The organism is Arthrobacter sp. M71 S08, from assembly GCF_059089725.1.
Genome location: NZ_JBNHEY010000001.1, coordinates 318,928 through 343,119 on the forward strand (window position 1 = coordinate 318,928; position 24,192 = coordinate 343,119).

The window sequence follows — 24,192 nt, forward strand, 5'->3', positions numbered from 1 at the left end:
ATGTCTCTCCCTGAGTTTTTGCCTTCGCCGACGTATACGCTGAACCTGCCCCAGACCCCACGTCCCATTGTGATCCTCGGTGCAGGCGGAATTGTCAAAGACGCCCATCTTCCGGCCTACCGGAAGGTAGGTTTTCCGGTGGCGGCGATCTACAACCGGACACGAGCCAGGGCGCAGGCCTTGGCAGAGGAATACGGCATACCGCTGGTCGTGGACACCGTAGAGGATGCCGTTGCCGCCGCTCCTGAGGGGGCGGTTTTTGACATAGCTCTGATGCCTGAACAGTACGAGGACACGCTGGAGGTGCTGCCCGACGGTGCGGGGGTCCTCATCCAAAAGCCTTTAGGCAATTACCTTGCCGATACCGGCCGGATCATGGAGATCTGCCGGCGCAAAGGCTTAATTGCCGCGGTCAATACACAGCTTCGGTTCAGCCCCTATGTGGCCGTTGCTCGCGCCGCAATAGCAAGGGGTGACATCGGGGAACTGTACGACCTGCAAATCAGGGTCGAGGTGAACACTCCTTGGGAAATGTTCCCGCACGTGCTGACAATGGAGCGGCTCGAAATCAATATGCACAGTGTGCACTACATCGATCTCATCCGGTCCTTCATTGGAGATCCTGATAGCGTTTCGGCTGTCACTGTACGGCACCCGCGTAAAGATCACGCGAACAGCCGTTCGGAGATCATCCTGCACTATAGCTCCAGGCCGCTCCGCGCCCTCATCTCCACCAACCATGATCATCACTATGGAAAGAAGTATGAGGAGAGCTTCATTAAATGGGAGGGCACAGAGGGGGCGATTCGCGCCCAGATGGGGCTTTTGCTCGACTATCCCTCCGGCGGAGAGGACCGACTCGAAATCTTCCGTAACTCGGAGCCGGAGAAAGGGTGGCAGCCGCTCCCGTTTGAAGGTTCCTGGTTCCCGGATGCCTTCATCGGCTCCATGAGTGCGTTGCAACGGTACCTGGAAGGCTCTGTTCCGGACCTTCCGAACGGTGTTGCCGATGTCTACCGCACGATGGCAGTGGTGGAAGCGGCGTATGAGTCTTCCGCTGCCGGTGGCGTGGTCCCGGCGTACCGGTAACGGGACCAAGAGGAGCAGTTTCTTGCTCTGAACCCAGCGGTTGACTAACCTATGAACAAACGATTGCTCACCCAGCGCCGCTGGATATTCCAGGATAAGTTTCCACCTACGTAGAGAAATTGGAGGAGCTAATGAGCTCCGATTTAGTTAGGCCTCTGGCCGGTATCACTGTCCTGGATTTCAGTCAGTTTCTCGCCGGACCGGTTGCGGCGATGCGGCTTGCCGACCTTGGGGCCAGGGTCATCAAGATCGAGCGACCCAAAGGCGGGGACATCGGCCGGACGCTCGCCTTCGCCGGCCGGTCCGCCGACGGAGATACCATTTCGTTCCACGCGATGAATCGGAATAAGGACGGGATCACTGCGGACCTGAAGGACCCCGAGGATCTCTCCCGGATCAAAGAACTTGTGAAGAAGGCCGATGTCATCATCCAGAACTTCCGTCCGGGCGTCATGGAAAGGATCGGGCTAGATTATGAGTCCGCCAAAGAGTTGAATCCGAGCATTGTTTACGGAAGCGCTAGCGGATACGGCGATGTAGGACCGTGGAAGAACAGGCCGGGGCAAGATCTACTAGCCCAATCGATTTCTGGCCTTCCGTGGCTCAGCGGATCCCATTCCGATGGGCCGGTTCCTGTCGGGCTCTCCATTGCCGACCACCTGGCCAGTTGCCATCTCGCTCAGGGCGTGACCGCTCTTCTGCTCAGGCGCGAGCGGACCGGTATTGGCGGTCACGCCCAAACCAGTCTGCTGGAGTCAATGCTGGACCTTCAATTTGAATTGTTGAGTACACGGCTCAATGATGCTTCCGTCCGTGTAGAACGCGGCGGACCGCATTCCGGACATGCATTCCTCGCAGCCCCGTACGGAACGTATCCAACCAGCGACGGCTACATCGCCCTCGCCATGAACCCCTTGCCGAAACTCGGGACGCTCCTAGCGATCCCCGCGCTCACTGAGATCGATGATCCGCAGGACGCATGGGATCGCCAGGAGGAAATCGAAGCGCTGCTCGCAGCCCACTTCGGCACCGAAAGCACGCAGCATTGGCTCGATATTCTCGATGCTGCGGATGTGTGGTGCGCTCCGGTCCTTACACTGGAGGAATTGGTCCACCACGAGGGATTCACAGCGGTCCGTATGACTCAGGAAGTCGTGCGTGATGGAGCCAATACGGATGACGGCTCACAGCTCACGCTGGCCACAACCCGAAGCCCTATCCGTGTTGACGGCCAGATCCTCGCCAGCGACAAGCCCGCACCCAAGCTGGGACAACACAATGACGCGGTTAACAGGGAGTTTTTCGCCTCAGCCGAAAGCTGGGGGGCACAATGAACACCACGCTGCGCGGGATCACCTGGGAGCATCCCCGGGGCTACGGCTGCATGGTTGCATCGGCGGATCGCTACCTCAAGGAAACGGGGGTGGACGTTCAATGGGAATACCGCTCTTTGCAGGCCTTCGCTGACGCGCCCGTCGACCACCTCGCCGCGGACTATGACCTGTTGGTCATCGACCATCCGCATATTCCTCTGGCTGCCGAACGCGGACTGTTCGCCCGCCTCGATGGCGCAGGCTTCGATGATGAGCTGACGGTGCTGGCCGGGCAGTCCGTGGGCCGGTCCCATGAGAGCTATGCACATAAGGGGCACCAGTACGGCCTGGCGAGCGACGCTGCCGCCCAGGTCGCAACATGCCGGCCGGACTTGTTGACTGACCCGCCCTGTGAATGGGAAGAAGTTCTTGAGCTGGCGCGCGCAGGCCGGGTGCTCTGGCCTGCGAAACCGATTGATGCGTTCTCGTCCTTAATCACGATTGCCGGCGGGAACGGGGCTGGCATCAATACTGCCCCCGGGCAGTTCCTGGCGCAGGAGGAGGCCCTTGAGGCCCTCGAATGCATGCATAAACTCGCCGCCTTGGTCCCCGAGAGCTGCTTCACCTCAAACCCCATTGAGGTGGCAGAATTACTGGCCTGCAGCGACGAATGGTTCTACAGCCCGTTACTGTTCGGGTATACCAACTACGCGAGGCCAGGTTTCCGCCGCGGGCGGCTCAGATACACCAATATTCCGGCAGGCAGGGCCGGAATTGGAGGCTCGCTGCTGGGAGGTGCCGGCGTCGCGGTCTCTGCCTCTGCCTCCGACGTCGATGCTGCACGTGCTTTCGCGTTTTGGGTCGCGTCCGCTGACGTGCAACGCAGTGTTTACTATGACGCCGGGGGCCAGCCTGGAAACGCCGCCGCATGGCAGGATGAACGACTGAACGCAGACACCCTTGATTTCTTCTCTGGAACACGGGCAACGCTGGAAGGCGCCGTTGTGCGGCCGCGTACTGCCGGATATGTCGAGTTCCAAGACACTGCTTCGCCATGGGTCACCGAGGCCCTGGTAGGCGAGCTCACCGACCAGCAACTGATTAAGCGGCTCAATGACGCTGCCGCCCGGCTCCTTGTGGAGGAATAATGCAGACCGTCGATAAGTGGTTTGAGGACTATGAGACCGGTGGAAGCCGCAGCAGTTCTGGGCGCACCATAACCGAAGCGGATATCGTATTGCACGCTGGCCAGACTGGTGATTTCTTTCCCCACCATATGGACGCTGAATGGTGTTCCAAGCAGCCTTTCGGGCAGCGGATCGCCCACGGCACCCTCATACTGTCAATTGCCGTCGGGATGACCGCAGGCGACATCAACCCGCAGTCCATGAGCTATGGATATGACAAGATCCGGTTTATCCAACCCGTCTTTATCGGGGATACGGTGACGGTGACGGCTGAGATCACGGAAAGGACTGATCACCGAAAGAACCCGGACCGCTTCGGTTACGTACATGAGCTGGTAACCGTGCGAAATCAAGGCGGGGAGACCGTCCTGGTGCTTACCCATTTGTACCTGGTCAACAAGCGTGGGGCCTAGCGGCAGATGAACCAAACTTCAGAGGGTATGCGGGGCCGGTCCATTGATGGCCGCCCAGCGACGCTAAGCGACGTTGCGGCACGGGCAGGAGTTTCGGTGTCCGCGGTCTCACGTGTACTCAGCAATGCTCCGTCGGCCCGGGTAAGCAAAGCGACCCGGGAACGGATTAAGACTGCCGCGAAGGATCTGGATTATCGTCCCAATTTTGCTGGCCGTGCCTTGAAATCCTCGCGGTCCAACGTGATCCTGCTGATCGTTCCCGACCTGACCAACGCACTCTTCACCGCACTCATGCAGGGAGTCGACGATGCTGCCTTGGAGCGGAACTACATGGTGATGCTAGCCCGCGCCGAGGCCATGCAGCCCGGCGGTGAAACGATCAGGAAACTGGCCGGTGAAGGGCGCGTGGACGGGGTCCTTGTGCAACTGGGGGACACCACCTCCCAAGAGGACATGGCGGCTCTAGCTGAGGTGAACGTTCCAATTGTCTTCATCAACTCCATCGAAGAAGGCCATACCGGAGCTGTTGTGCTCGAGAATAGGCGTGCCGCGAGACTGGCAACGGAGCATCTGATCGGTTTGGGCCACCGGAGTATTGGGTTGCTGACCGGAAGCAGCAAGACTTACACCGCCGTTGAACGTTCGCGCGGGTTCCACGAGGCGATGCAGGCCGCGGGCCTTTCCGGCAACGGCGCACACGTCAAGACACTTGGCTATGAGCCACGCATGGGCCGGCAGGCCTTCCGCGAAATTATGAGTCTGAGCCGGCCCCCGACGGCGCTGCTTGTCGCGAACATCAACGCTGCTATCGGGGCGTTGGCCGAGGCCAGGACATTGGGTGTTCGGGTACCCGAGGATATCTCGATTGTCTCGATCCACGATGCTTGGAGTGCTGAGAACACCTGGCCGCCGCTGACCACCGTCAAAATGCCCTTATACGAGATGGGCAAGCGTGCAGTTCAGTCATTCTGGGAGCGGTTGGACACAGGAGCCGCAGAGAACATCGTTATCTCGGACCCTGCCCCCGAACTCATCATCAGGGATTCCACGGGACCACCGGGGCGCTAGCGCGTAGACAACAGCAGTTGGCGCAAAACCGGCTCCATGTGGGGTGCGGCTATCCAAAGAGGAGTAGGAGGATGTTGTGCGCACGAGGACTTTGCGGAATGGCCTGGCCCTGACGGAACTGGGTCTCGGGGCGGCCCAGTTTGGAAATCTCTACCGCCGGACGACGGACGCCGAGGCAGAAAAGGCCTTCGAGACCGCGTGGGAGGCCGGCATCCGTTATTTCGATACCGCTCCCCATTACGGGCTTGGTCTCTCTGAACGGCGTTTGGGGGCACTCCTAGGCCGAAAAGACCGCGGTGATTTCGTTCTCTCCACGAAGGCCGGCCGTCTCCTCGTTCCCAATCCCGGCGGTCATCACTCCCGGGATACCGAGGGGTTTGATGTACCCGCGGACCTGAAACGGAAATGGGACTTCAGCGCTGATGGCATAAAGCGCTCTATTGAGGAAAGCCTTGAACGCCTCCGCCTCGACCGTATTGACATGGTCTACCTGCACGATCCGGATGAGCACGGCCAGGTTGCCGCGGAAGAGGCGCTGCCCGCCCTTCTCAGGCTGCGTGACGAAGGAGTTGTCCGGGCGATCGGTGCAGGTATGAACCAGTCCGCGATGCCGGCGGAGTTCATCCGCAGACATGACATCGACGTGGTCATGCTCGCAGGCCGCTACACCCTGCTCGAACAGGGCGCCCTAGCTGATCTTATGCCTCTCGCCGCTGACCGCGGGGTCGGCGTGGTCATTGCAGGAGCGTACAACTCGGGGCTTCTGGCCCGGTCCCGGCCGCCGGCCGACGCGAAATACAACTACGAGGACGCTCCGGCGGAACTCATTGAACGTGCCAACCGGATCGCCGATACGTGTGAACAGCATGGCGTTTCGCTTCCGGAGGCCGCCCTCGCGTTCCCTCTGCGTCATCCAGCTACGGTGTCCGTCGTGGTCGGAGGACGCACGGACGTGCAGGTGGCAGGCAGCGTGGAACGCTATCTGAAAACCATCCCGGACGCGCTCTGGGCGGACCTCCAAGACCAGGGGCTGATCCAGGCGTGAACCATCGTTCCACCAGCGCACCATTGAAGGAGTACAAGTGACCACAATTACCTCAGCCGAGGTTGTAGACGTACGGTTCCCGACATCGCTGACGGCAGCGGGTTCTGATGCGATGAATAAGGACGGGGACTATTCCGCGGCTTATGTGATCCTCCGCACCGATGACCCGGGGCTGTCTGGGTTCGGATTCACCTTCACAATCGGGCGTGGCAACGACATCTGTGTTCTTGCAGCCCAAGAGCGTGCCAAACCGCTGATCGGGCGGGACATCCAAGGTGTCCTCAGCGACCTCGGCGGGATTTACCGTGAATTGAAATCGGATTCCCAGCTGCGATGGCTGGGTCCCGAAAAGGGTGTGGAGCATCTTGCCCTGGCCGCAGTAATGAACGCTGTGTGGGATCTGGCAGCCCGTGCCGCTGGCAAGCCGTTGTGGCGTCTCCTTGTCGAAATGACGGCAGAGGAATTGGTCGGTCTTGCCGATCTTCAATACCTCTCGGACGCCCTGACTCGGGAGGAAGCCCTTGCACTGCTACAAGAGATGGAACCGACACGATCAGCGAGGTTGAGCGAACTGGAAGTCAGTGGCTACCCCTGCTACACGACGAGTGCGGGCTGGCTGGGCTACTCCGATGAAAAGCTGCGCAGGCTCTGCCAGGAAGCAATGGACGCCGGCTATAAGCACATCAAGATGAAAGTTGGAGCGGACAAAGAAGACGATGTCCGCAGGCTGGCCATAGTCCGCGAGGTGATCGGCGACAACGCCAACCTCATGATCGACGCCAACCAGGTCTGGGACGTACCTGAAGCCATCGAATGGGTCAACTCTCTTGCCCAGTTCAAGCCACTTTGGATCGAGGAGCCAACCAGCCCGGACGATGTTCTCGGACATGCAGCGGTGCGCGCAGCGGTCGCACCCATCGGGGTGGCTACCGGTGAGCATGGAATGAACCGGGTTCTGTTCAAACAGATGTTCCAGGCCGGGGCGATGGACTACTGCCAGTTGGATTCGGCCCGGCTGGCCAGCATCAACGAGATACTCGCGGTATATCTCATGGCCAAGAAGTTTGGTGTGCCTGTATGCCCGCACGCCGGGGGAGTGGGACTGTGCGAGCTGGTCCAGCATCTGTCGATCTTCGACTATGTGGCGGTTTCCGGTTCGCTCGATAACAGAGTCACCGAATACGTGGATCATCTGCATGAGCATTTCGTAGACCCTTGCATTGTTGAAAATGCTGCCTACCGGCTGCCTACTAAACCCGGTTACAGCGCGGAGATGTACGAGGCTTCCATCTCAGAATTCGCCTTTCCGCACGGCAGCTATTGGGCTGACGCAGAAAGCACCATCACCTGAGCGGAACGGCATGGTGGCCGCGCCAAACAGGTGGTCGGCATGAGTTGCATCCCCCGATAGGCCCGGCTGACAAGTCAGCGAGTAAACAGAACATGAGGAGCACTAAATGAAACTTGTACGTTACGGGGCATCTGGAGCGGAGAAACCCGCGGCTCTGAGCACGGACGCGGAGGGGAAAGAGCAAGCTTACGACCTTCTGCCTCTGTGCGCTGATGTAACCGGAGAGTTCCTCGCCGCAGACGGCATAGCAGCCGTTGCACGGGCCCTTGAGGCGGGCGCGCTGCCCAGCATCGATATCAGCAGGGAACGCCTGGGTGCTCCGGTCGCACGTCCTTCAGCCATCGTCTGCATCGGTATGAACTATGCCGCCCATGCTGCTGAATCTGGTTCCGAGCCGCCCACTGTTCCCATCATTTTCCTTAAAACCCCCAACACTGTGGCGGGGCCGGATGACGGCGCCTTCATCCCTCGGGGTAGCACCAAGACGGACTGGGAAGTTGAACTGGGTATTGTCATCGGCAAGCGAGCCAGCTATCTCGACTCCACAGCGGAGGCTGCCGGGCACATTGCCGGTTACCTCGCGGCCAATGATCTCTCCGAACGGACATTTCAGCTGGCGGATTCAGGCGGGCAATGGTCCAAGGGGAAGTGTTCCCCCGGGTTTTCCCCCTTGGGCCCGTGGCTGGTTCCCGCCGCTGAGGTGGATGCAAACAGCCTCCGCCTTCGCAGCTGGGTCAATGGAGAGCCGCGACAGGACTCGAACACGGCTGACATGATTTTCGCGCCGGACTTTCTTGTGCACCATCTGAGCCAGTACATGGCCCTGGAGGCTGGCGATGTCATCCTGACCGGCACGCCGCAGGGTGTTGCGTTGTCCGGAAAGTACTCGTACCTGACAGCTGGAGACGTCGTGGAAATCGAGATTGAGGGGCTTGGCCGCCAACGCCAGGTCTTCGGACAGGCTTAGGAGCAGATTATGACCGATCAGACGTCTATGGAAGGACTGGTTGCCCTCGTGACAGGCGGGGCCTCGGGCATAGGTGCTGCGGCGGCGGAGTACCTCGCGCAGATGGGTGCCCTGGTTGCGGTACTGGATCTGGTCCCGGAAGCGGCTGATGACCGGCATTTTACGGTTCGATGTGATGTCGCTGATGACGCGTCGGTCAGGTCCGCCGTCGACGCCGTGGTCGGGCACTACGGCCGCCTCGACATCGTCGTTAACAACGCCGGTATTGGTGCGCAGGGGACGATAACCGATAACGACGACGCCGAGTGGCAACGCGTCTTCGATATCAACGTCATCGGAATAGTGCGCGTCAGCAGGGCCGCCCTTCCACACCTGCGGGAGTCGCCTGCTGCCGCGATTGTGAACGTATGTTCCATCGCCGCCACAGCGGGTCTTCCCGCGAGGGCGCTCTATGGAGCCTCCAAGGGCGCGGTGCAGTCGCTGACACTGGGTATGGCTGCCGACCACCTGCGCGAAGGAATCCGAGTCAATTGCGTCAATCCCGGCACGGCCGATACCCCGTGGGTCGGACGTCTGCTGGAAAAGGCCGAGGACCCGGCGACAGAGCGGGCGGCACTGGAAGCCCGCCAGCCCCACGGTAGACTCGTCAGGGCTGAGGAAGTGGCTGCAGCCATCGGATATCTGGCCTCTCCACTCGCCGGCTCGACCACTGCCACAGCGCTGCCGGTGGACGGGGGTATGCAGAACCTGCGCCTGCGGCCTAACCCGGCATAACCCTGGCGGCCGCCTCCAGCCGGCGAAAGTGATGTAGTCCCGCCTTGGCGCCAGTGAGCCAGCGGAACAGCGCATCGTCGTGCACTTATGGAGCATCAGGACGCGCATGCCGGAGCAACATTCGGGCAGCACCAGAGCTTCGTTCGAACGGGGCCACCGCGTCGGGAACCGTTCCAGACCATTCATGGTAGCCGTGACCGTAAGACAGAAGTTCAGCACCCCGCACCCTATGCTTCCTTGTTTCGGCCCGCGCAGGAACGCAAATCGACCAATGCTCTCACTCAAGGTCAATCATTGGAGTAATTACGGACGTTCCCATTGTTCTGGGAAGCCACCCTCCGCTGCAGACGAAGGGGCTGAGTGGGATAGAGAATTTGGGTCCATTGCAGGCAGCACTCGCTGAGCAGGTCGACGCCGTCGAACTTGCGTTGTTGACCGGCGGGAAGTCGCGCCCACAGAGCTCACCGACGGCGTCCCATCCCTCTGCCTGCGGCAGCTCTAGGCGCCGTCGCGTGAGTAGCGGAGCAGAACCACGCCGTTACCGAACGCGCGGGTCCCCTCGAGCTTGAGGTCAAGCATGATGTCCGGGGACTCGAACAGCGGCCGACCCTTCCCCAGCACCACGGGATGGACGCAGATGTGGAATTCGTCGATCAGGCCGAGCCGCATAAAGGTGGAGGCCAGATTCGCGCCACTCAGCGCGATGTCGCCTTCGGCCTGAGCCTTCAGCTCTTCGATCTGTGCAGGCACGACGTCGGGAATCACCGTGGTGTTCCAGTTGGCCTCCGTGAGTGTCCGGGAGAAGACAAACTTGGGCTTCTCACGCCAGATTCCGGCGAACTCGACTTCGACCGGGGAGCTGTCCGGATCCTGATCGGCGGTGGGCCAGAACTCAGCCAGGAGCTCGTGGGTGACGCGCCCGTCCATGAACGCTCCCATTGCCCGGCACTGTTCATTGAAGTAGCGGTGCAGTTCCTCGTCCACTCGATGCCAGCTGATGTCCCGATCGGGCCCCTCGAAGAATCCGTCCAGAGACACGGACATCATCAGGATGATCTTGCGCATTCGGCTACCTCCAGGGCGAGAGGCGGTGTGGCCGCCGTCGTGCTTTCCAGTGAAGCACTCCAAGGTTCGCTGGAATAGGCCCAGAGGTGCCGGGAAAAATCCATTGACGGGGGAGCTGAACCGGCGCATAATCCTAATTATGTTAGGAAATCCTACTCGCGATAGGTTATCCGAACGGCGTGAGGCTTCCCGGCGGGAGATTGTCAACGCCGCCTGGTCGGTGGCTCGCGAGGACGGGCTGGCTGCCGTGACCCTGCGGGAGGTCGCGGCGCGCGTGGGCATGCGGGCGCCGTCGTTGTATACCCACTTCGAATCCCGGAACGCGATCTTCGACGCGATGTTCGCTCAGGCCTGGCGCGACTGCAACGACGAGATGGAAGCCGGATTGCGCGCGGCCCCCAAAGACTCCCTGCGTGACTTCCTCAGATGGAATTCGCGAGCCTTCTTCGAGTTCTGTGTGAGCGACCCACCTCGCGCCCAGCTGATGAACCAGCGCACCATCCCGGGCTTTGAACCGACGCCGGAATCCTATGCGCCGTCCGTTGCCGCCTGGGAGAGCTTCCGCGAGGAATTGGCGCCGTACGGTGTTACCCGTCGCGAGGACATTGACCTTTATACCGCGATGCTGGGTGGGCTCATCGACGCCCAACTGGCCAACGATCCCGGCGGCAACCGCTGGGAGAAACTGCTGGATCGTGCAGTCGACATGTACGTCGACTCACTCGATCTGGCACCCTCACCTCCTTCCTGAACCGCAAGGACCCCCGTCATGAGCACTCAAACCGCAACAGCCGGCACCCGGGAGCACCCACGCCGCCCCGGCCTGGACCACAAAACAGCCATGCGGCTTGCCCGCACGGAATACCAGCACGCGGCGGACACCGTCGACGCACTCTCGCCTGAGCAGTGGACGCTGCCCACCGACTGCACCAAGTGGGACGTCCGCGCCATGGTCGCCCACATCTGCGGCATGGCCGCGATGGCAGCAACTCCCTGGGAGACAAATCGCCAGATGAATACGGCGAAGAAGGAGGTCGCACGCACCGGCGTCGAACCGATCGATGCGCTGACCGGCCTGCAGGTCTCCGAACGGGCGGATAAGACGCCGGAGCAGATCACCGCCGAGTTGAAGAAGATCGGACCGAAGGCCGCCCGCAGCCGACGCCTGATTCCATCCTTCATCCGCAACCGCCGGCTACCCGAGGAGCAGTCCATGGACGAAGTGTCGGAATGGTGGACAATCGGTTACCTGACGGACATCATCCTCACCCGTGACCCCTGGATGCACCGAGTCGACCTCAGCCGCGCCACCGGCAAGGAGATGCTGCTCACGGAGGATCACGACGGCGTCCTGATCGACGACGTCGTCCGCGACTGGGCGGCACGGCACGGCCAGCCGTACCGGCTGAGGCTTACCGGCCCGGCGGGCGGAACGTGGAGCGAGGGCAAAGGCGGTGAAGACATCGAGCTCGATGCAGTCGAATTCTGCCGCATTCTCTCCGGACGGGCACCGGGGGAAGGGCTGATGGCGACGTTGGTTCCGTTCTAGACGCCTCTGTTCCCGCCGTCGGACGGGAACTATTGTCACCTTCCCAGTCCGCTGGGACACTTACGCCATGCCGGATACTGCCCAGCTCAACCGCACCGCACCGTCGCGCGCTGCGATCTTCGTGGATTTCGACAACGTGTACACCGGGCTGAAGATGCTCGAGCCTGCCGCGGCCGAACGATTTGCCACAGACCCGGGCCACTGGATCACTGCGATCGCGGAGGCGGCGGACGGCATCGAGGGCCGAACCAGCATGCGTTTCCTCATCCGCAACTGCTACCTGAACCCAGCCATCTACTCGAAATACCGCTCGTTCTGGACACGCGCCGGTTTCCGCGTCATTGACTGTCCGTCACTGACCCAGCAGGGAAAAAGCAGCACAGACATCAACCTGGTGCTCGATGCGGTGGACGTTCTGGCGAGCGCTTCACACATCGACGAGTTCTTCATAGCCTCCGCCGACGCGGATTTCACATCTCTGGTGCAGCGTTTCCGGGCGGCAGACCGGCGGACCACCGTCATCGTCGCCGGCGCTGTAGCAGCTGCGTACCGGGAGATGGCGGATGCAGTCATCCAGTCCTACGAGTTCGTATCAATGCTCGATGCGTCGACAGACGTGGAGGCCACCCAGGAGAGTCAAGCGGCACCGACTGCTACCCGCGTCACCATGAAGACGTCGCACAAGTCAGCGGCAGACGCGGTCCGAAGTTTCGTCAAGCAGGCCCCCGGGCCGGTGACCGGCGCGATTGTCGCCCACCGGGCAACCGCGGTTGAGCCGCTACTGGCTAATGACTGGGACGGCCACGGGAAGTTTGGGGTCTGGGTATCGCACCTCGGTGGCGGCGTCGAATACTCGCCGACGCCGGCGCCCGGTTGGGTCTGGGATTCACGGCGGTTCTCACACACCGACCTGCCGCGCGTCGCGGAATCGCCCGCGCCACGGATCGGCCAGCAGGTCTGCCGGGTTACGGACGCTCCTGAACTGTCGACGGCGCAGTACCGGCAGATATTCGTATCGATGGAGGCGCTGGCAACCGAATCCACAAACCGCAATGAACTGGCAAAGCGGGTCAGGGACGAGTGCGTAGAGGCCGGCACACCGGTGTCCCGGTCCGCGATCAATTTCGTAATTCAGGGACTGTACGCGAAGGCCCCGCTTGCGGGTGGCGCCAGCGCGGCTAAGCTTGCCGCGGCATGGGTGCGCAACGTTGAGACCATGTGCCGTATTGCGGGCATGCAGCTCGATCCGAAAGAGACTGCCGCACTGAGGGAATGGGCCAGCGGGGGACTCGCTTCTCAGCCTCCCAGTCCTCAGGAGAGCGAGTAGCCCAGCGGCAGTTCGAACCACACGGTGGTGCCCTGCTCCGGAGCGCTGTCCATGCCCATCTGCCCATCGTGGGACTCAATGATGTGCCGCGCAGTCGCGAGCCCGATCCCACTGCCCGGTTCCCCGGTGTCAGCACGTGCGAACAGCGTGAACATGCGCTCCTGCTTCTCAGGCGCTACGCCCCGACCGTTGTCCCGCACCTCGACACGCACCCGGTTTTCGTCCCGGGCGGCGCATGCGATCCTGATTCGCGGCGGAGTACCCGGGCGGGAGAACTTGATGGCGTTATCGAGCACGTTGAGGAGCACGACATACAGATGGTTGCTGTCGGCATGAACTGTCGGCAAGGCTTCCACTTCAACCGTTGCTCCCGAACGGTCGATGGCAGGCTTCAGATCCGCCAGAACAGATCCGGTCACGTCCGCCAGATCGACGTCGGTGACGTGCAGCTGCCCCCCGATACGCGCGTACTTCAAAGCCGCGGAGATCATCAGCTCCATGCGTCCTGACGCGGCCGCGGCACCTTTGACGATCTCGCTCAGGTATTCATCGGCAGCAATAGCGGGTTCGAGGGAGAGCTGCTCGATGCCGACCATGACGGCGGTCAGCGGATTGCGCAGGTCGTGACTCACCTGACCCGCAAAGAGGGACAGGCGTTCATTCGACTGCCGGAGTTCGTCCCTGGTGCGCGTCAGTTCTGCCATGGATTCCTCCAGCTGACGGCTACGCAGCGTCAGTTCGAGGGCGTCAGCCACACGGCTGGCGAGCACGTCAAGGGCGTTCTCCTGCTCTTCGGAGAGCGAGCGGGGGACGGAATCGAAGACGCACAACCGTCCGATTGTCAGCCCAGCTGGTGTCATAAGCGGTGCCGAAGCGTAGAAACGGACGTCGAGTATCTCCCCGGTCACAAAAGGATTGTCTGCGAAGCGCCGGTCCTTGCTCGCGTCAGCCACCACAATCGTCTGAGGCTGGTCCAGGACTGCCGCACAGAGCGAATCTTCGCGTGTGCACACACTGGGTTCAAACCCGCTGGCCGCTATCTGGTGCTGATGAGTGGGTGTGATGAGGTTGATCGCCGCGTTGGGCACGTCACACACCAACGCAGCAAGGTCCACGAGGGCCTGCAATTCCGGAGCGGGCGGCCGTTCAAGAACGTCGTAATTGTTTAGGGCGTGCAGGCGGACCTGTTCGTCCTCGTAGTCCATCGACTGCCTCAATCTGTACGGTTCACTATGACCGGGTGGAGTCCGGCGGTCTGCCGCTAGTCCCGCGGATCGCGCGAGATGAAACGGTCCAAGTATTCCGTCCAGTTTAACAAACCCCAAAATGTATCAAAATGTGCGCCTGTAAAAACTGGGTGGCCCTACATCCACTCGCGGCGTCGCAGAGGCGGGTTCTCACCACCCGAACGCTGGACCAGCACCTGGTTCACGCTATTCAGTCCCCGCTCAAACCCGAGCGCGCTCGACGCCATATACAACCGCCATACCCGCGCCCGTCCTTCACTCGTGAGCCGGACGGCCTCGTCCCAGTTCTCCTCCAGGTTGTGCACCCAGGCGCGCAACGTGAGCCCGTAGTGTCGGCGCAGCGCTTCGACGTCGAGCACTTCCAACCCGGCCGATTCGAGTGCCCCGACCATGACCGTGAGGCTGAGCATTTCACCGTCGGGGAAAACGTAGCGGGGGATGAACGAGTCCGGATCCGGCGGCATCTCACCGGCGTTCCACGAAATCGCGTGGTTGAGCAGCCTGCCACCCGGACGCAGCAGACCACTCAGATGGGACGCGTAGCGCCCGATCTGCTCCCCGCCGACGTGCTCGGCCATCCCGATCGAACTGATCGCGTCGAACGGGCCATCGTCAACGTCGCGATAGTCCTGAACCCGGATCTCGATCCGGTCGGAAAGCCCGACGTCGGCCGCCCGCTTCCGTGCGAATACCGCTTGCTCTTTCGAGAGCGTGACACCGACGACGTCGGCTCCGTAGTTCTGCGCCGCGTGCAGCGCGAAGCTGCCCCAGCCGCAGCCCACGTCCAGCACCCTCATCCCCGGCCGCAGACCGAGCTTGCGGCAGACCAGATCGAGCTTCGCCTCCTGTGCCGCGTCCAGGCCGGTGCTCTCGTTCTCCCAAACCGCACACGAATAAACCATCGACGGTCCGAGGACGAGCGCATAAAAGTCGTTGCCGACGTCGTAATGGTGTGAGATTGCCGCGGCGTCGCGCTTCTTGGAATGGAGGCGCCCCTTCCGGGTGACGTCCATTTCCTCGGGCGGCGGTGCGGGCGGAAGCCCGATCGCACCGACCCGGACGGCGGTCCGGAGGAGTTTCCAGCGCTCGCCGAGGGTGGGAGGGCGGAAGGCCTTCAGCTCGGCGAACTTGCCGACGGAACTGAGCACCGAGAAGCTTTCGAAGAGGTCACCGGGACCGTCGATATCCCCGGCCACGTACGCACGGCTCAGACCGAGCTGATTCGGTGACCACAGCATTCGGCGCAGCCCGCGGTGGGAGCGGAACTGAATTATCGGGGCGTTGACCGGTCCAGCCTCGGATCCGTCCCACGCCTGAAGCCGCAGGGGGATCTCCTCGGTGCCGAGGATGATCCCCAGGGCTTCGGCCAAGCGCGGTGCCACTCCCTTTTTATTCGCCATAGATCCTTTTGTACTACCATTTGTCCGCTGGAACCAGAGCTAAGAGCCGCGGCTCCATGGAACGATGGAACGGTGATGATGCCGCTCAGTAAAATTCGCCGTATGAAGAACTCCGTCGACGCCGACTGGCGCTCACCCATCGCCGACCAGGTCGCCCAAGCGTGGGGCCTCGACCCCGGAAGCGCGCGCTGGTGGCGGTCGAGTGCGAGTCACGTCTTCGTGGTTCCCGGCGAACATCGTCGCTTCCTCCGGTTCGTTGCTGACGAAACACCGGCGGCGTCCCGATTGAGGGGAGGCGCTGAACTGGCCGACAGTTTCCCGTCAGTCGACGGGCTTTGGGTGGCCCGTCCCTTGCCGGCGCAGTCCGGCGACCTCGTCGTTAGCGTTCAGACGGACTTCGGCCGGATGGCGGCCATGCTGGTTGTCGAAGCTCCGGGTGAAGCTTTCGAGGTCACATCCCTCACGCCGGAGAAGGCCCGCGCCTGGGGGAGGGCGCTAGCCGTCTTCCACGACATTGCCGGCGGGATCGCCGACGCCGGACAAGTCATCATCCACGGCGACTTCGAGTTGGATAACCTCCGATTCACGGACGACGGCGTGAGCGTTTTCGATCTCGACGAGTCCCGTCCAGGCACGGCCGCGGAAGACATCACCCTGGCCACACGGGCGTTGCGCGGTGATGAGGGTGAGCAACCCGAGCCACTGTTGTATGCGGAATTCCTCGCGGGATATCGCTCGCGGCGCGGGTTCGCCTCGGCGGAAGAAGAGTCGGTGGTCCCTTACGCGTTGCAGTACTCAGCGCGCCGTGCTGCCATGGACGATTCCATCCTCGACGACGGCGGCAAGCCCTCCGACCCGGAGTGGCTACGCGAACTGCACGACGACATCCTCACCGCAAATGAATGGCACCGGGAGCAACTGAGAAAGTAACACCGTGTTGAAGTGGTCGGAGCGTTATTGTTCCGATGCGGGGAGCTAGAGGACCAGGCCCAGGGCAAAGGGGCCGACCATGATGGTGAAGAGGGTAATCAGGATGATCCCCACGATGTTGAGTACCACGCCGCCGCGGACCATCTCGGTGATCTTGACCTGACCGGTGGCAAAGACGATCGCATTGGGCGGAGTACCGACGGGCAGCATGAACGCGCACGTGGCAGCCAGTGCTGCCGGAATGAGCAGCGTCATCGGGTCTACGCCGATTCCGACGGCGACGCCACCGAGGATCGGGATGAAGGTTGCAGCCGTGGCCGTGTTGCTGGTGATCTCGGTGAGGAGCAGGACGATAGTGACCACGGCGGCGAGGAGCAGGACGATGGGCAGTGCTCCCAGCCCGGTAACCTGCTCACCGAACCAGGCGTCAAGGCCGGTGCCGGCGACGGCGGCGGCGAGCGACAGACCACCGCCGAAGAGTAGGAGGACGCCCCACGGGAGGCCCCGCTCGGCGTCCTTCCACACCAGAGTCATGTTCCCGTGCTTGTCTCCGGGAAGCAGGAAGAGCACCACGCCTGCTCCAATTGCGATGACGGTGTCATTGAAGAGGTCAAGCCAGGGAAACTGCTCGCCGAGGTCGCCCACGCCGGAGAGCAGACCCGGGACGATCCAGCAGAATGCTGCGGCAGCGAAGACGCCCAGCACGATTTTCTCGCCCTGACTCATGGGACCCAGTGCAGCGATCTCGTTGTTGATCAGTTCCTTGCCGCCTGGCACCTCGTCGAGATGGAAGCGGAACATGAGCCGGGTGAGGATCAACCAGGCGAGCCCGATAAAAACGATCACGATCGGGACGCCGAGCATCATCCACTCGGCGAAGCCGACGGTACGCCCCAGTTCCTCGCTGATGTAGCCGGCCACGATGGCGTTCGGCGGGCTGCCCAGCAGCGTGCCCAAACCGCCGATGGTGGCGGCCCAGGCGATCGACAGAACGAGCGCCACGCCGAAGATGCGCACGTTGCGGTCATCAACCACGTCACTGATGGCCTCGCCCGAGCGGATCCGCTCGGTCATGTCCTCGGCTTCGGCTTTGGCTCCGGCAGTGGCCGGGGCACCGGCGTGCCGGCTGTTCTCCACCACGAGGGTCAGGACGCTCAGACCGATGGGCAGCATCATCAGCGTCGTCGCTGTGTTGGACACCCACATCGACAGGAAAGCCGTTGCGATCATCATGCCAAGGATGATCTGCCGCGGATGAGTGCCGACCCGGCGGAGGGTCAGCAGCGCGATGCGGCGGTGCAGGTTCCACTTCTGCATGGCGATTGCAATGAGGAAACCGCCCAGGAAGAGGAAGACGATGGGGTTGGCGTAAGGAGCCGTGACCTCGGAAACTTCAAGCGCGGTCAGCACCGGGAACAGGACGATCGGGAGCAATGATGTGACCGACAGGGGCATCGCCTCGGTCATCCACCACACGGCCATCAGTGTGGCGACCGCACCCACCACCCGCGCATCTGCCGAGACCTCGGTATTGCCAAGGAGCAGCCAGACGACGACGGCCAGGACCAACCCGAGTCCTCGGTAGAGCCACGTCCTGCCGACAGATCGCTGCGGTCCCGCCTTTTCGTCCCTTCGTTCGGACTGGCCTTGCTGGGCGACGACGCCCTCGGATTCGTGGCTCATGCGTCTGTCCTTTTCGAACTAGTGCGGTTGTAGTCCTTCGGTCGTTGTCACGCGTCGATCTATGTACAGAAAGGATAAAGAAGAAATTACAAATGTGATACGGATCACTTCTTCGTTTCAAGCCCGCTGTTACTCAACAAGACCGCATGGAAGATCCGCCAACTCTTTGTTCCCTTTTCGTGGAACTCCTGAGTAGTACCTGTTACCGGGCTGTTCCGCCCCGCTCCATAACGTTGAGGGCATAGCAAGTCCACCCCTTCAAATGTCTCAGGAGCACCCCATGAACAGCACCGCCGCCGCCACCAAGTCAACCTCCCGCAGCCGCCGTCTGCTGCTCCCCATCGCGGGCCTCTTCGCCGCCGCGGCCCTGACCGTCGGCTCGGGCGCCGACTTCGTGTCCCAGAGCGTCAACACCTCCAACGCCTACACCACCGGCACGCTTACCCAGACCAACTCCAAGGCCAACGCCGCCATCTTCAACCTGGGCGACCTGAAGCCGGGTGACACCCTCAACGGCACCGTCACCATCGCCAACAGCGGGTCGTTGCCCTCCACCTTCACGCTGAAGGAAACGGCAACAAACGGCTTCACCACGCCCGCGAACCTCAAGCTCACCATCACCCAGGCCGGCGTCACCGCCCCCATCTGGACCGGGACCTTCGCCACGCTGGGAACCGCGGACCTCGGTACCTTCGCCGCCGGCGAAGCCCGCACCTTCACCTTCAGCACCAAGCTCGCCCAGTCTGCCGGCAATGAAGAACAGGGCAAGACCGCCACCGCCACCTACACCTGGGATGCCGTCCAGACCGCGGCAACCACCACCGACCAGTAGCATCCGCCGGATGCGGGATAGCTCCCGCATCCCACCAATCAGCAGACCCCAGGAACCGGCACGGAAGGCACCACGATGAGCAGCTCCCCAGCACCCCGCCGCGGTGTACTCCGAGAACTGGCCAGGATTGTCACCAACGTGGCCGCCGTGGCAGCGTTCGCGCTCGCGGCGCTGTTCCTCCTGCCGGGCCTGCTGGGCTTCGAACGGTACGTCATCACCGGCGGTTCAATGTCCGGAACGTTCGAGCGCGGTTCGCTGGTGTTCGAACGTGCGGTGCCGGTGAACGACCTGAAGGTGGGGGACATCATCACCTACCTGCCGCCGTCGGACTCCGGTCTGAACGAGCTGGTGACCCACCGCATAGATTCGATCGAGGCATCGGAGACGGGCCCGGTCTTCCGGACCCGCGGGGACGCCAACGCATCCGCCGACTCGTGGACGTTCCAGCTCCAGGCGCCCACGCAGGCACGTCTCGATGTTGCCGTGCCCTACGTCGGGTGGGCCTTCATCGCCCTGGCGGACAAGGACCTGAGGATGATCATCATCGGTGTCCCCGCCGCAGCGATCGCCGTCCTGAGTGTGCTTGAGGTTATCCGGGTGCTTCGGGAACCCAAGCAGCAAGCGCGGACCATGAAAGCCGCCGAAGTGACGGCCTGACAGCCGCCACCGCCATGAAGGCCCTTCCGACGTCCCGGGAGGGCCTTCCTGCGTTTGTTGCCAAACTGTGGAATTGGCTCCCGCTGCCTGTTGCGCGCCTGTTGAGGACCTTTCCCTACTGTTGAAGGCGAAGGAAATTCCCGATAGAGAGCCGGTCATGAAAGTACGCATGGTAATCGCCCTGATGGCGGTCCTTGCTGCGCTCGTGGCCTTCGACATGCCGGCGTTCTCCACCGCGGCCTTCACATCGTCCACAATCAACACGGGCACTGTTCGCGCAGCTGCCGACTGGACACCGCCAACCGTGAGCATGGTCAACCCCGGATCCCCGATTAGGGACACCGTCACCATCACGGCCAACGCCGCAGACGCCGAGACCGGCATCGCGAACGTCACCATTCAGTACCTCGGCTCCGGCGGCACCTCATGGACAACAATCTGCTCGGACACGACGGCGCCCTACTCGTGCTCCTGGAACACCAAGTCCGGAAACGTGCCCGACGGTGGCTATAGCCTCCGCGCGATTGCCACCGACAGTTCCGGCTTCACGACGACGTCGGACTCGGTGTCCACCACCATCGCCAACAATTTCCTGGTCACCCTCTCAAACCCGGGTGAAGTTGTCCGCGGTCAGGTCACCTTGACAGTTTCACTGGTCAACGCCGGCTCCACCTCCTACGCGGTCCGTGTCGAGTACTCCCTCGCTGGAGCAAACAAGTGGACGACCCTGTGCAACAACATGGTCTCTCCGTACAACTGCGTCTGGAACACCACCAGCTTCGCGAACGACTACTACGACCTTCGCGCCGTCGCCACAGCCAACGGCACCACCACCTACTCCGCGATCGTTTTGGATGTCCTCGTGGATAATGCGGCACCGAGTGTCACCATGACCGATCCCGGCTCGCCCCTGAGCGGCGTCCGCACTTTCGCCGCTACCGCCACTGATGCGCACTCCGGTGTGGCCCAGGTGACCATCCAGTACGCCGTCACCGGCGGCACCACCTGGACCACCCTGTGCACCATCACCACCTCGCCGTTCTCCTGCCGGTACGACACGGCAGCAATCGTCGACGGCAGTTACAGCTTCCGCGCCGTCGCCGTGGACTTCGCCGGCAACAGCACGACATCGCCTGCGGTCACCAACCGGCTCCTCGACAACACGGTGTCCTCAGTGTCGATGGAAGATCCCGGCGCCTACATCACTGGTACTGCGTCGCTGACGGCCAACGCGTCCTCGACCGCTGGCGTCACATCGGTGCGCATCCAGATTGCGCCGACCGGCACCACCAGCTGGACCACGCTGTGCTCACGAACCAGTGCGCCGTATACCTGCGACTGGAACAGCGCCACCGTTACAGACGGACTCTACGACTTCAGTGCAGTCCTGGTGGACGGGACCACGAAGGAAACCATTTCCGCCGTTGTCTCTGCCCGCCAGGTGGACAATATCGCGCTGCGCGGTTATGACATACAGAGTGCCAACGGTTCCACCACACCCGGGCGTCTGGAGGCCGGTGATACGCTGACCTACACCTACAGCCAGCAGGTGAACATCGCGACGATCACCCCCGGCTGGAACGGGGCACCTCTGGCTGTAACAGCGCGTGCAGCGGACAACGCCACGGGCGACACCATCGAAGTCCAGCGCAGCGGTAGCGTCGTAAATCTCGGTATCGTGAACCTGGGTCAGGACTTTATCCGAGCCGGAAAGGTAGTCAACTTCGCCGCCACCATGACGGCGTCCACCGTCACGGTCGATGGAACCTTGCGTACCGTCGTCACCGTCACGCTGGGTGCTCCTCCCAACGGCAGCGGTCTCCGCAACGTCACGGTCGCCGGAACCATGATCTGGACCCCGAATGGTGCAGTGACTGATCTGGCAGGCAACCGCACCTCGACGACTCCCGTCATCGAGTCGGGGCCGCTGGACAGGGACTTTTGATGCGGCAGCTGTCACGCCCACGATTGCTGGTTGTAACCTCGCTGGCCCTGGCCGTAGTGCAGGGTGTCGCTGGATTCCAGTACCTCGGCTTAGCCCCGTACCTTTCCGTACTGCTGTTCCTCGCATGCTTCTTCGGAATGCTCGCGAGCGCCAAGCTGTGGCGTGACAACTGTTTCGAATCCCGGTTCGCACTCGCAATGATCGCGATCGCGACGGCCATCGGGCACATTCTGTCCCTCACCGTCGGGTTGCCGGGATCCGCTCTGGATCTGTGGTCCGGGTTCAATGCCATCCTCAGCGTCATCTCCCTTACGCTGGCGCTCCTGGTTCTGTTGATGCTACTTCCGCGCTTCTTCTCCAATGCACCGACCGACAGTGGAGCCCCGGTATGATTCGTGACATGGGGCACAAGATACTGCTGGTCGAGGACGACGACGGCATTGCCCTCCCGCTTATCCGCACCTTCGAGCGGGAGGGCTATGAGGTCCGTCGGGTGGCGGAGGGATCTCCGGGCATCACACTCGTGGAGCAGGAACCGTTCGACCTCATCGTGCTCGACCTTGGCCTTCCGGATATCGACGGCCTGGAGGTGTGCCGCCGTGTGCGCGAGGCGGGCTACACCGGTGGAATCCTCATTCTGACGGCGCGGGGCGGCGAGATCGACCGGGTGGTGGGCCTTGACGTCGGAGCCGACGACTACATGGCCAAGCCATTCGGCCTTGCCGAGTTACTTGCGCGTGCCCGCGCCCTGCTGCGCCGAGCCGCTCCGGCAGCGCAACCGGCGCCGGTGAAAGTTCCCGTGCCCGACGTGGCTGCCCCACTTCTTCGAGTCGATCGGCAATCCCGCAGAGCTTACTCGGACGGCTCTGAACTCCCGCTGACCGTCAAGGAATTCGACGTTCTGTCCCTGCTCGACAAGGATAGGGGAGCGGTGGTGACCCGGGAACGGCTCATGGACGAGGTTTGGGATGAGAACTGGTTCGGCTCCACCAAAACCCTCGACGTCACGGTCGGTCGCTTGCGGCAAAAACTCGAGGAGTCCGGCGGAACGGTGCAGGTAGTCACCGTTCGCGGGGTGGGTTTCCGGTTGGAGGACGGTTCGGAGGATGCGTGAACGGCTGATCGCGGCCTTCGTCGGACTCGCCATCGCTGTCGTCGCCCTGTACGGGGTGCCGCGTGCCTACATCGTGGCCGACCAGGCGTTGAAGTCGGAACAGCGCAAGGTCGAACGCACAACCGAGCTACTCGCCAGCCTCCTGCCTGGCGTGGCAGCCGGAATGACCATCTCCGATTCCTACCTTGACGGTCTGCTGCAGTCAGGTGAGCGGGTTGAGTACCGGGACACAACCGACGTCGTAATCGCGTCAGCCGGTCCGCCCCTGACCGGCCATCATGATGACATCAGCTTCACTCGCACGCTCGACCACGGCACTTCAGTCACGCTGGAGCGGTCCGGCGCGATCGTGGCCGACCGCGTCGCGAACGCAGTAATGCCCGTGGTGGTCATCGGTGTGGCACTGATTCTTCTTTCGGCGCTCGCCGGGTTCATCCTCGCGCGGCTGCTGTCGCGGCCTTTCCAAGAACTCGCCGTGGCCGCCGAGCAGTTGGGCAACGGGAAGTTCGACCTGGAGGAGAAGAAGTACGCTGTACCGGAGGCGCAGGAGATTGGAACCGCCCTTCACAGCAGCTCCCGGGCACTGTCGGAGCTTGTTCGCCGGGAACGTGAGTTCGCCGCGAACGCGTCGCACCAGCTGCGCACGCCCATCACCGCACTGCGCCTGGAACTCGAGGACCTGACCCTGTGGAAGGAGACCCCACCGTCCGTAGCCGCGCAGCTGACGCACTCCCTGGGAGAAATCGACCGGCTCTCGACCGCGGTGAGCGAGTTGCTGGACCTGGCCCGGGGCCAGCGGCTCACCGCCGCGCGGGAAGTGAATCTGGGTCTTGTTGCTGCCCAGGCCGCAGCACGCTGGGAGAAACAGGTTGCTTCCAGCGGCAGGAAAATCCTCAGTCACGACGGAACCCTTCCCGCCTTCATCAACCCCGGCCCCGTGAACCAGATCCTCGACGTCCTCATCGAGAACGCGATCAACCACGGCACAGGAACCATCTCCGTGGAAGCAGTCGACGCCGGTAATCACCTCAACCTCATCGTCAGCGACGACGGAGCCCGGCCGCCCGGGAGCGGTCTCTTCACCCGCAGGGCCGCTCATGGCTCGGACGGTGAGGGAATCGGGCTTGCCGTGGCGTCGGAACTCGCCGAGGCAATCGGCGGCCACCTGGTCCTTGGGCCCGAAGATCGCACCACCTTCAAGCTCATGCTGCCGAAGCGGGAGTTGTCCTAGGAGCC

General features: G+C 62.3%; 23 protein-coding genes. 19 read left to right on the forward strand and 4 right to left on the reverse strand.

From position 1 onward, the window contains the following. The 9 genes from AC5RTB_RS01515 to AC5RTB_RS01555 all read left to right on the forward strand — a co-directional run bounded on the left by AC5RTB_RS01515 (window position 1) and on the right by AC5RTB_RS01555 (window position 9,207). A complete protein-coding gene (locus AC5RTB_RS01515; protein WP_494059305.1) occupies window positions 1-1,089 on the forward strand; it encodes a Gfo/Idh/MocA family protein in 1,089 nt (362 codons plus the stop codon). Window positions 1,090-1,220: 131 nt separating this feature from the next. Then, window positions 1,221-2,423 carry a CaiB/BaiF CoA transferase family protein gene (locus AC5RTB_RS01520; RefSeq protein ID WP_494059306.1) on the forward strand — a complete coding sequence of 401 codons (1,203 nt, stop codon included), beginning with the start codon at window positions 1,221-1,223 and terminating at the stop codon, window positions 2,421-2,423. Continuing rightward, complete coding sequence (locus tag AC5RTB_RS01525) at window positions 2,420-3,550, forward strand: extracellular solute-binding protein (RefSeq protein ID WP_494059307.1); 1,131 nt, start codon at window positions 2,420-2,422, stop codon at window positions 3,548-3,550. The genes AC5RTB_RS01520 and AC5RTB_RS01525 overlap by 4 nt, the downstream gene beginning before the upstream one ends. Beyond that, window positions 3,550-4,002 (forward strand): MaoC family dehydratase, encoded by a 453-nt coding sequence (locus tag AC5RTB_RS01530; RefSeq protein ID WP_494059308.1) that lies wholly within the window; start codon window positions 3,550-3,552, stop codon window positions 4,000-4,002. The genes AC5RTB_RS01525 and AC5RTB_RS01530 overlap by 1 nt, the downstream gene beginning before the upstream one ends. A gap of 27 nt (window positions 4,003-4,029) precedes the next feature. Beyond that, window positions 4,030-5,070 carry a LacI family DNA-binding transcriptional regulator gene (locus AC5RTB_RS01535; protein ID WP_494059745.1) on the forward strand — a complete coding sequence of 347 codons (1,041 nt, stop codon included), beginning with the start codon at window positions 4,030-4,032 and terminating at the stop codon, window positions 5,068-5,070. A gap of 76 nt (window positions 5,071-5,146) precedes the next feature. Continuing rightward, window positions 5,147-6,115: an aldo/keto reductase gene (locus tag AC5RTB_RS01540; RefSeq protein WP_494059309.1), complete on the forward strand. Its 969-nt coding sequence runs from the start codon at window positions 5,147-5,149 to the stop codon at window positions 6,113-6,115. Between the two features lie 37 nt (window positions 6,116-6,152). Next, complete coding sequence (locus tag AC5RTB_RS01545; RefSeq protein ID WP_494059310.1) at window positions 6,153-7,466, forward strand: L-fuconate dehydratase; 1,314 nt, start codon at window positions 6,153-6,155, stop codon at window positions 7,464-7,466. A gap of 106 nt (window positions 7,467-7,572) precedes the next feature. Next, window positions 7,573-8,433, forward strand: coding sequence for a fumarylacetoacetate hydrolase family protein (locus AC5RTB_RS01550; protein WP_494059311.1), 861 nt, complete (start codon window positions 7,573-7,575; stop codon window positions 8,431-8,433). 9 nt (window positions 8,434-8,442) lie between these two features. Beyond that, window positions 8,443-9,207, forward strand: a complete 765-nt coding sequence (locus AC5RTB_RS01555) for an SDR family NAD(P)-dependent oxidoreductase (protein WP_494059312.1) — start codon at window positions 8,443-8,445, stop codon at window positions 9,205-9,207. Between the two features lie 498 nt (window positions 9,208-9,705). Here the strand turns inward: AC5RTB_RS01555 and AC5RTB_RS01560 are convergent, their stop codons facing one another. After that, a complete protein-coding gene (locus AC5RTB_RS01560) occupies window positions 9,706-10,272 on the reverse strand; it encodes a dihydrofolate reductase family protein (RefSeq protein WP_494059313.1) in 567 nt (188 codons plus the stop codon). Window positions 10,273-10,411: 139 nt separating this feature from the next. Here AC5RTB_RS01560 and AC5RTB_RS01565 point away from each other — a divergent pair, with 139 nt between their 5' ends. The 3 genes from AC5RTB_RS01565 (at window position 10,412) to AC5RTB_RS01575 (ending at window position 13,148) form a co-directional block, all read left to right on the forward strand. Further along, window positions 10,412-11,023, forward strand: coding sequence for a TetR/AcrR family transcriptional regulator (locus AC5RTB_RS01565; RefSeq protein ID WP_494059314.1), 612 nt, complete (start codon window positions 10,412-10,414; stop codon window positions 11,021-11,023). A gap of 18 nt (window positions 11,024-11,041) precedes the next feature. Next, the gene (locus tag AC5RTB_RS01570) at window positions 11,042-11,821 is read left to right on the forward strand and encodes a maleylpyruvate isomerase family mycothiol-dependent enzyme (protein ID WP_494059315.1); all 780 of its coding nucleotides are present in this window, start codon (window positions 11,042-11,044) and stop codon (window positions 11,819-11,821) included. A gap of 67 nt (window positions 11,822-11,888) precedes the next feature. Continuing rightward, window positions 11,889-13,148 (forward strand): NYN domain-containing protein, encoded by a 1,260-nt coding sequence (locus tag AC5RTB_RS01575; RefSeq protein WP_494059316.1) that lies wholly within the window; start codon window positions 11,889-11,891, stop codon window positions 13,146-13,148. On the opposite strand, the gene AC5RTB_RS01580 is transcribed toward AC5RTB_RS01575, so the two are convergent. Together AC5RTB_RS01580 and AC5RTB_RS01585 are read right to left on the reverse strand one after the other, a co-directional pair. After that, window positions 13,133-14,353, reverse strand: coding sequence for a GAF domain-containing sensor histidine kinase (locus AC5RTB_RS01580; RefSeq protein ID WP_494059317.1), 1,221 nt, complete (start codon window positions 14,351-14,353; stop codon window positions 13,133-13,135). The genes AC5RTB_RS01575 and AC5RTB_RS01580 overlap by 16 nt on opposite strands. Window positions 14,354-14,511: 158 nt before the next feature. Then, window positions 14,512-15,795, reverse strand: a complete 1,284-nt coding sequence (locus tag AC5RTB_RS01585; protein ID WP_494059318.1) for a class I SAM-dependent methyltransferase — start codon at window positions 15,793-15,795, stop codon at window positions 14,512-14,514. A gap of 102 nt (window positions 15,796-15,897) precedes the next feature. Between AC5RTB_RS01585 and AC5RTB_RS01590 the strand changes: the two genes are divergently transcribed. Then, window positions 15,898-16,725, forward strand: coding sequence for a phosphotransferase (locus AC5RTB_RS01590; RefSeq protein ID WP_494059319.1), 828 nt, complete (start codon window positions 15,898-15,900; stop codon window positions 16,723-16,725). A 45-nt stretch (window positions 16,726-16,770) separates the two neighbouring features. On the opposite strand, the gene AC5RTB_RS01595 is transcribed toward AC5RTB_RS01590, so the two are convergent. Further along, window positions 16,771-18,408 (reverse strand): SLC13 family permease, encoded by a 1,638-nt coding sequence (locus AC5RTB_RS01595; RefSeq protein ID WP_494059320.1) that lies wholly within the window; start codon window positions 18,406-18,408, stop codon window positions 16,771-16,773. A 280-nt stretch (window positions 18,409-18,688) separates the two neighbouring features. Here AC5RTB_RS01595 and AC5RTB_RS01600 point away from each other — a divergent pair, with 280 nt between their 5' ends. From AC5RTB_RS01600 to AC5RTB_RS01625, 6 genes are all read left to right on the forward strand, one after another. Further along, window positions 18,689-19,240: a TasA family protein gene (locus AC5RTB_RS01600; protein ID WP_494059321.1), complete on the forward strand. Its 552-nt coding sequence runs from the start codon at window positions 18,689-18,691 to the stop codon at window positions 19,238-19,240. A gap of 75 nt (window positions 19,241-19,315) precedes the next feature. After that, window positions 19,316-19,897: a signal peptidase I gene (locus AC5RTB_RS01605; protein ID WP_494059322.1), complete on the forward strand. Its 582-nt coding sequence runs from the start codon at window positions 19,316-19,318 to the stop codon at window positions 19,895-19,897. Window positions 19,898-20,054: 157 nt separating this feature from the next. Then, window positions 20,055-21,842, forward strand: a complete 1,788-nt coding sequence (locus AC5RTB_RS01610) for an Ig-like domain-containing protein (protein WP_494059323.1) — start codon at window positions 20,055-20,057, stop codon at window positions 21,840-21,842. Further along, on the forward strand, window positions 21,842-22,234 hold the full coding sequence (locus AC5RTB_RS01615) for a hypothetical protein (RefSeq protein ID WP_494059324.1): 393 nt from the start codon (window positions 21,842-21,844) through the stop codon (window positions 22,232-22,234). The genes AC5RTB_RS01610 and AC5RTB_RS01615 overlap by 1 nt, the downstream gene beginning before the upstream one ends. Window positions 22,235-22,242: 8 nt before the next feature. Further along, entirely contained in the window at window positions 22,243-22,956 is a 714-nt protein-coding gene (locus AC5RTB_RS01620) for a response regulator transcription factor (protein ID WP_494059325.1), read from the forward strand. Next, window positions 22,949-24,187, forward strand: a complete 1,239-nt coding sequence (locus tag AC5RTB_RS01625; RefSeq protein WP_494059326.1) for a sensor histidine kinase — start codon at window positions 22,949-22,951, stop codon at window positions 24,185-24,187. Before AC5RTB_RS01620 ends, AC5RTB_RS01625 begins: the two co-directional genes overlap by 8 nt. The last annotated feature ends 5 nt before the right edge of the window (window positions 24,188-24,192 follow it).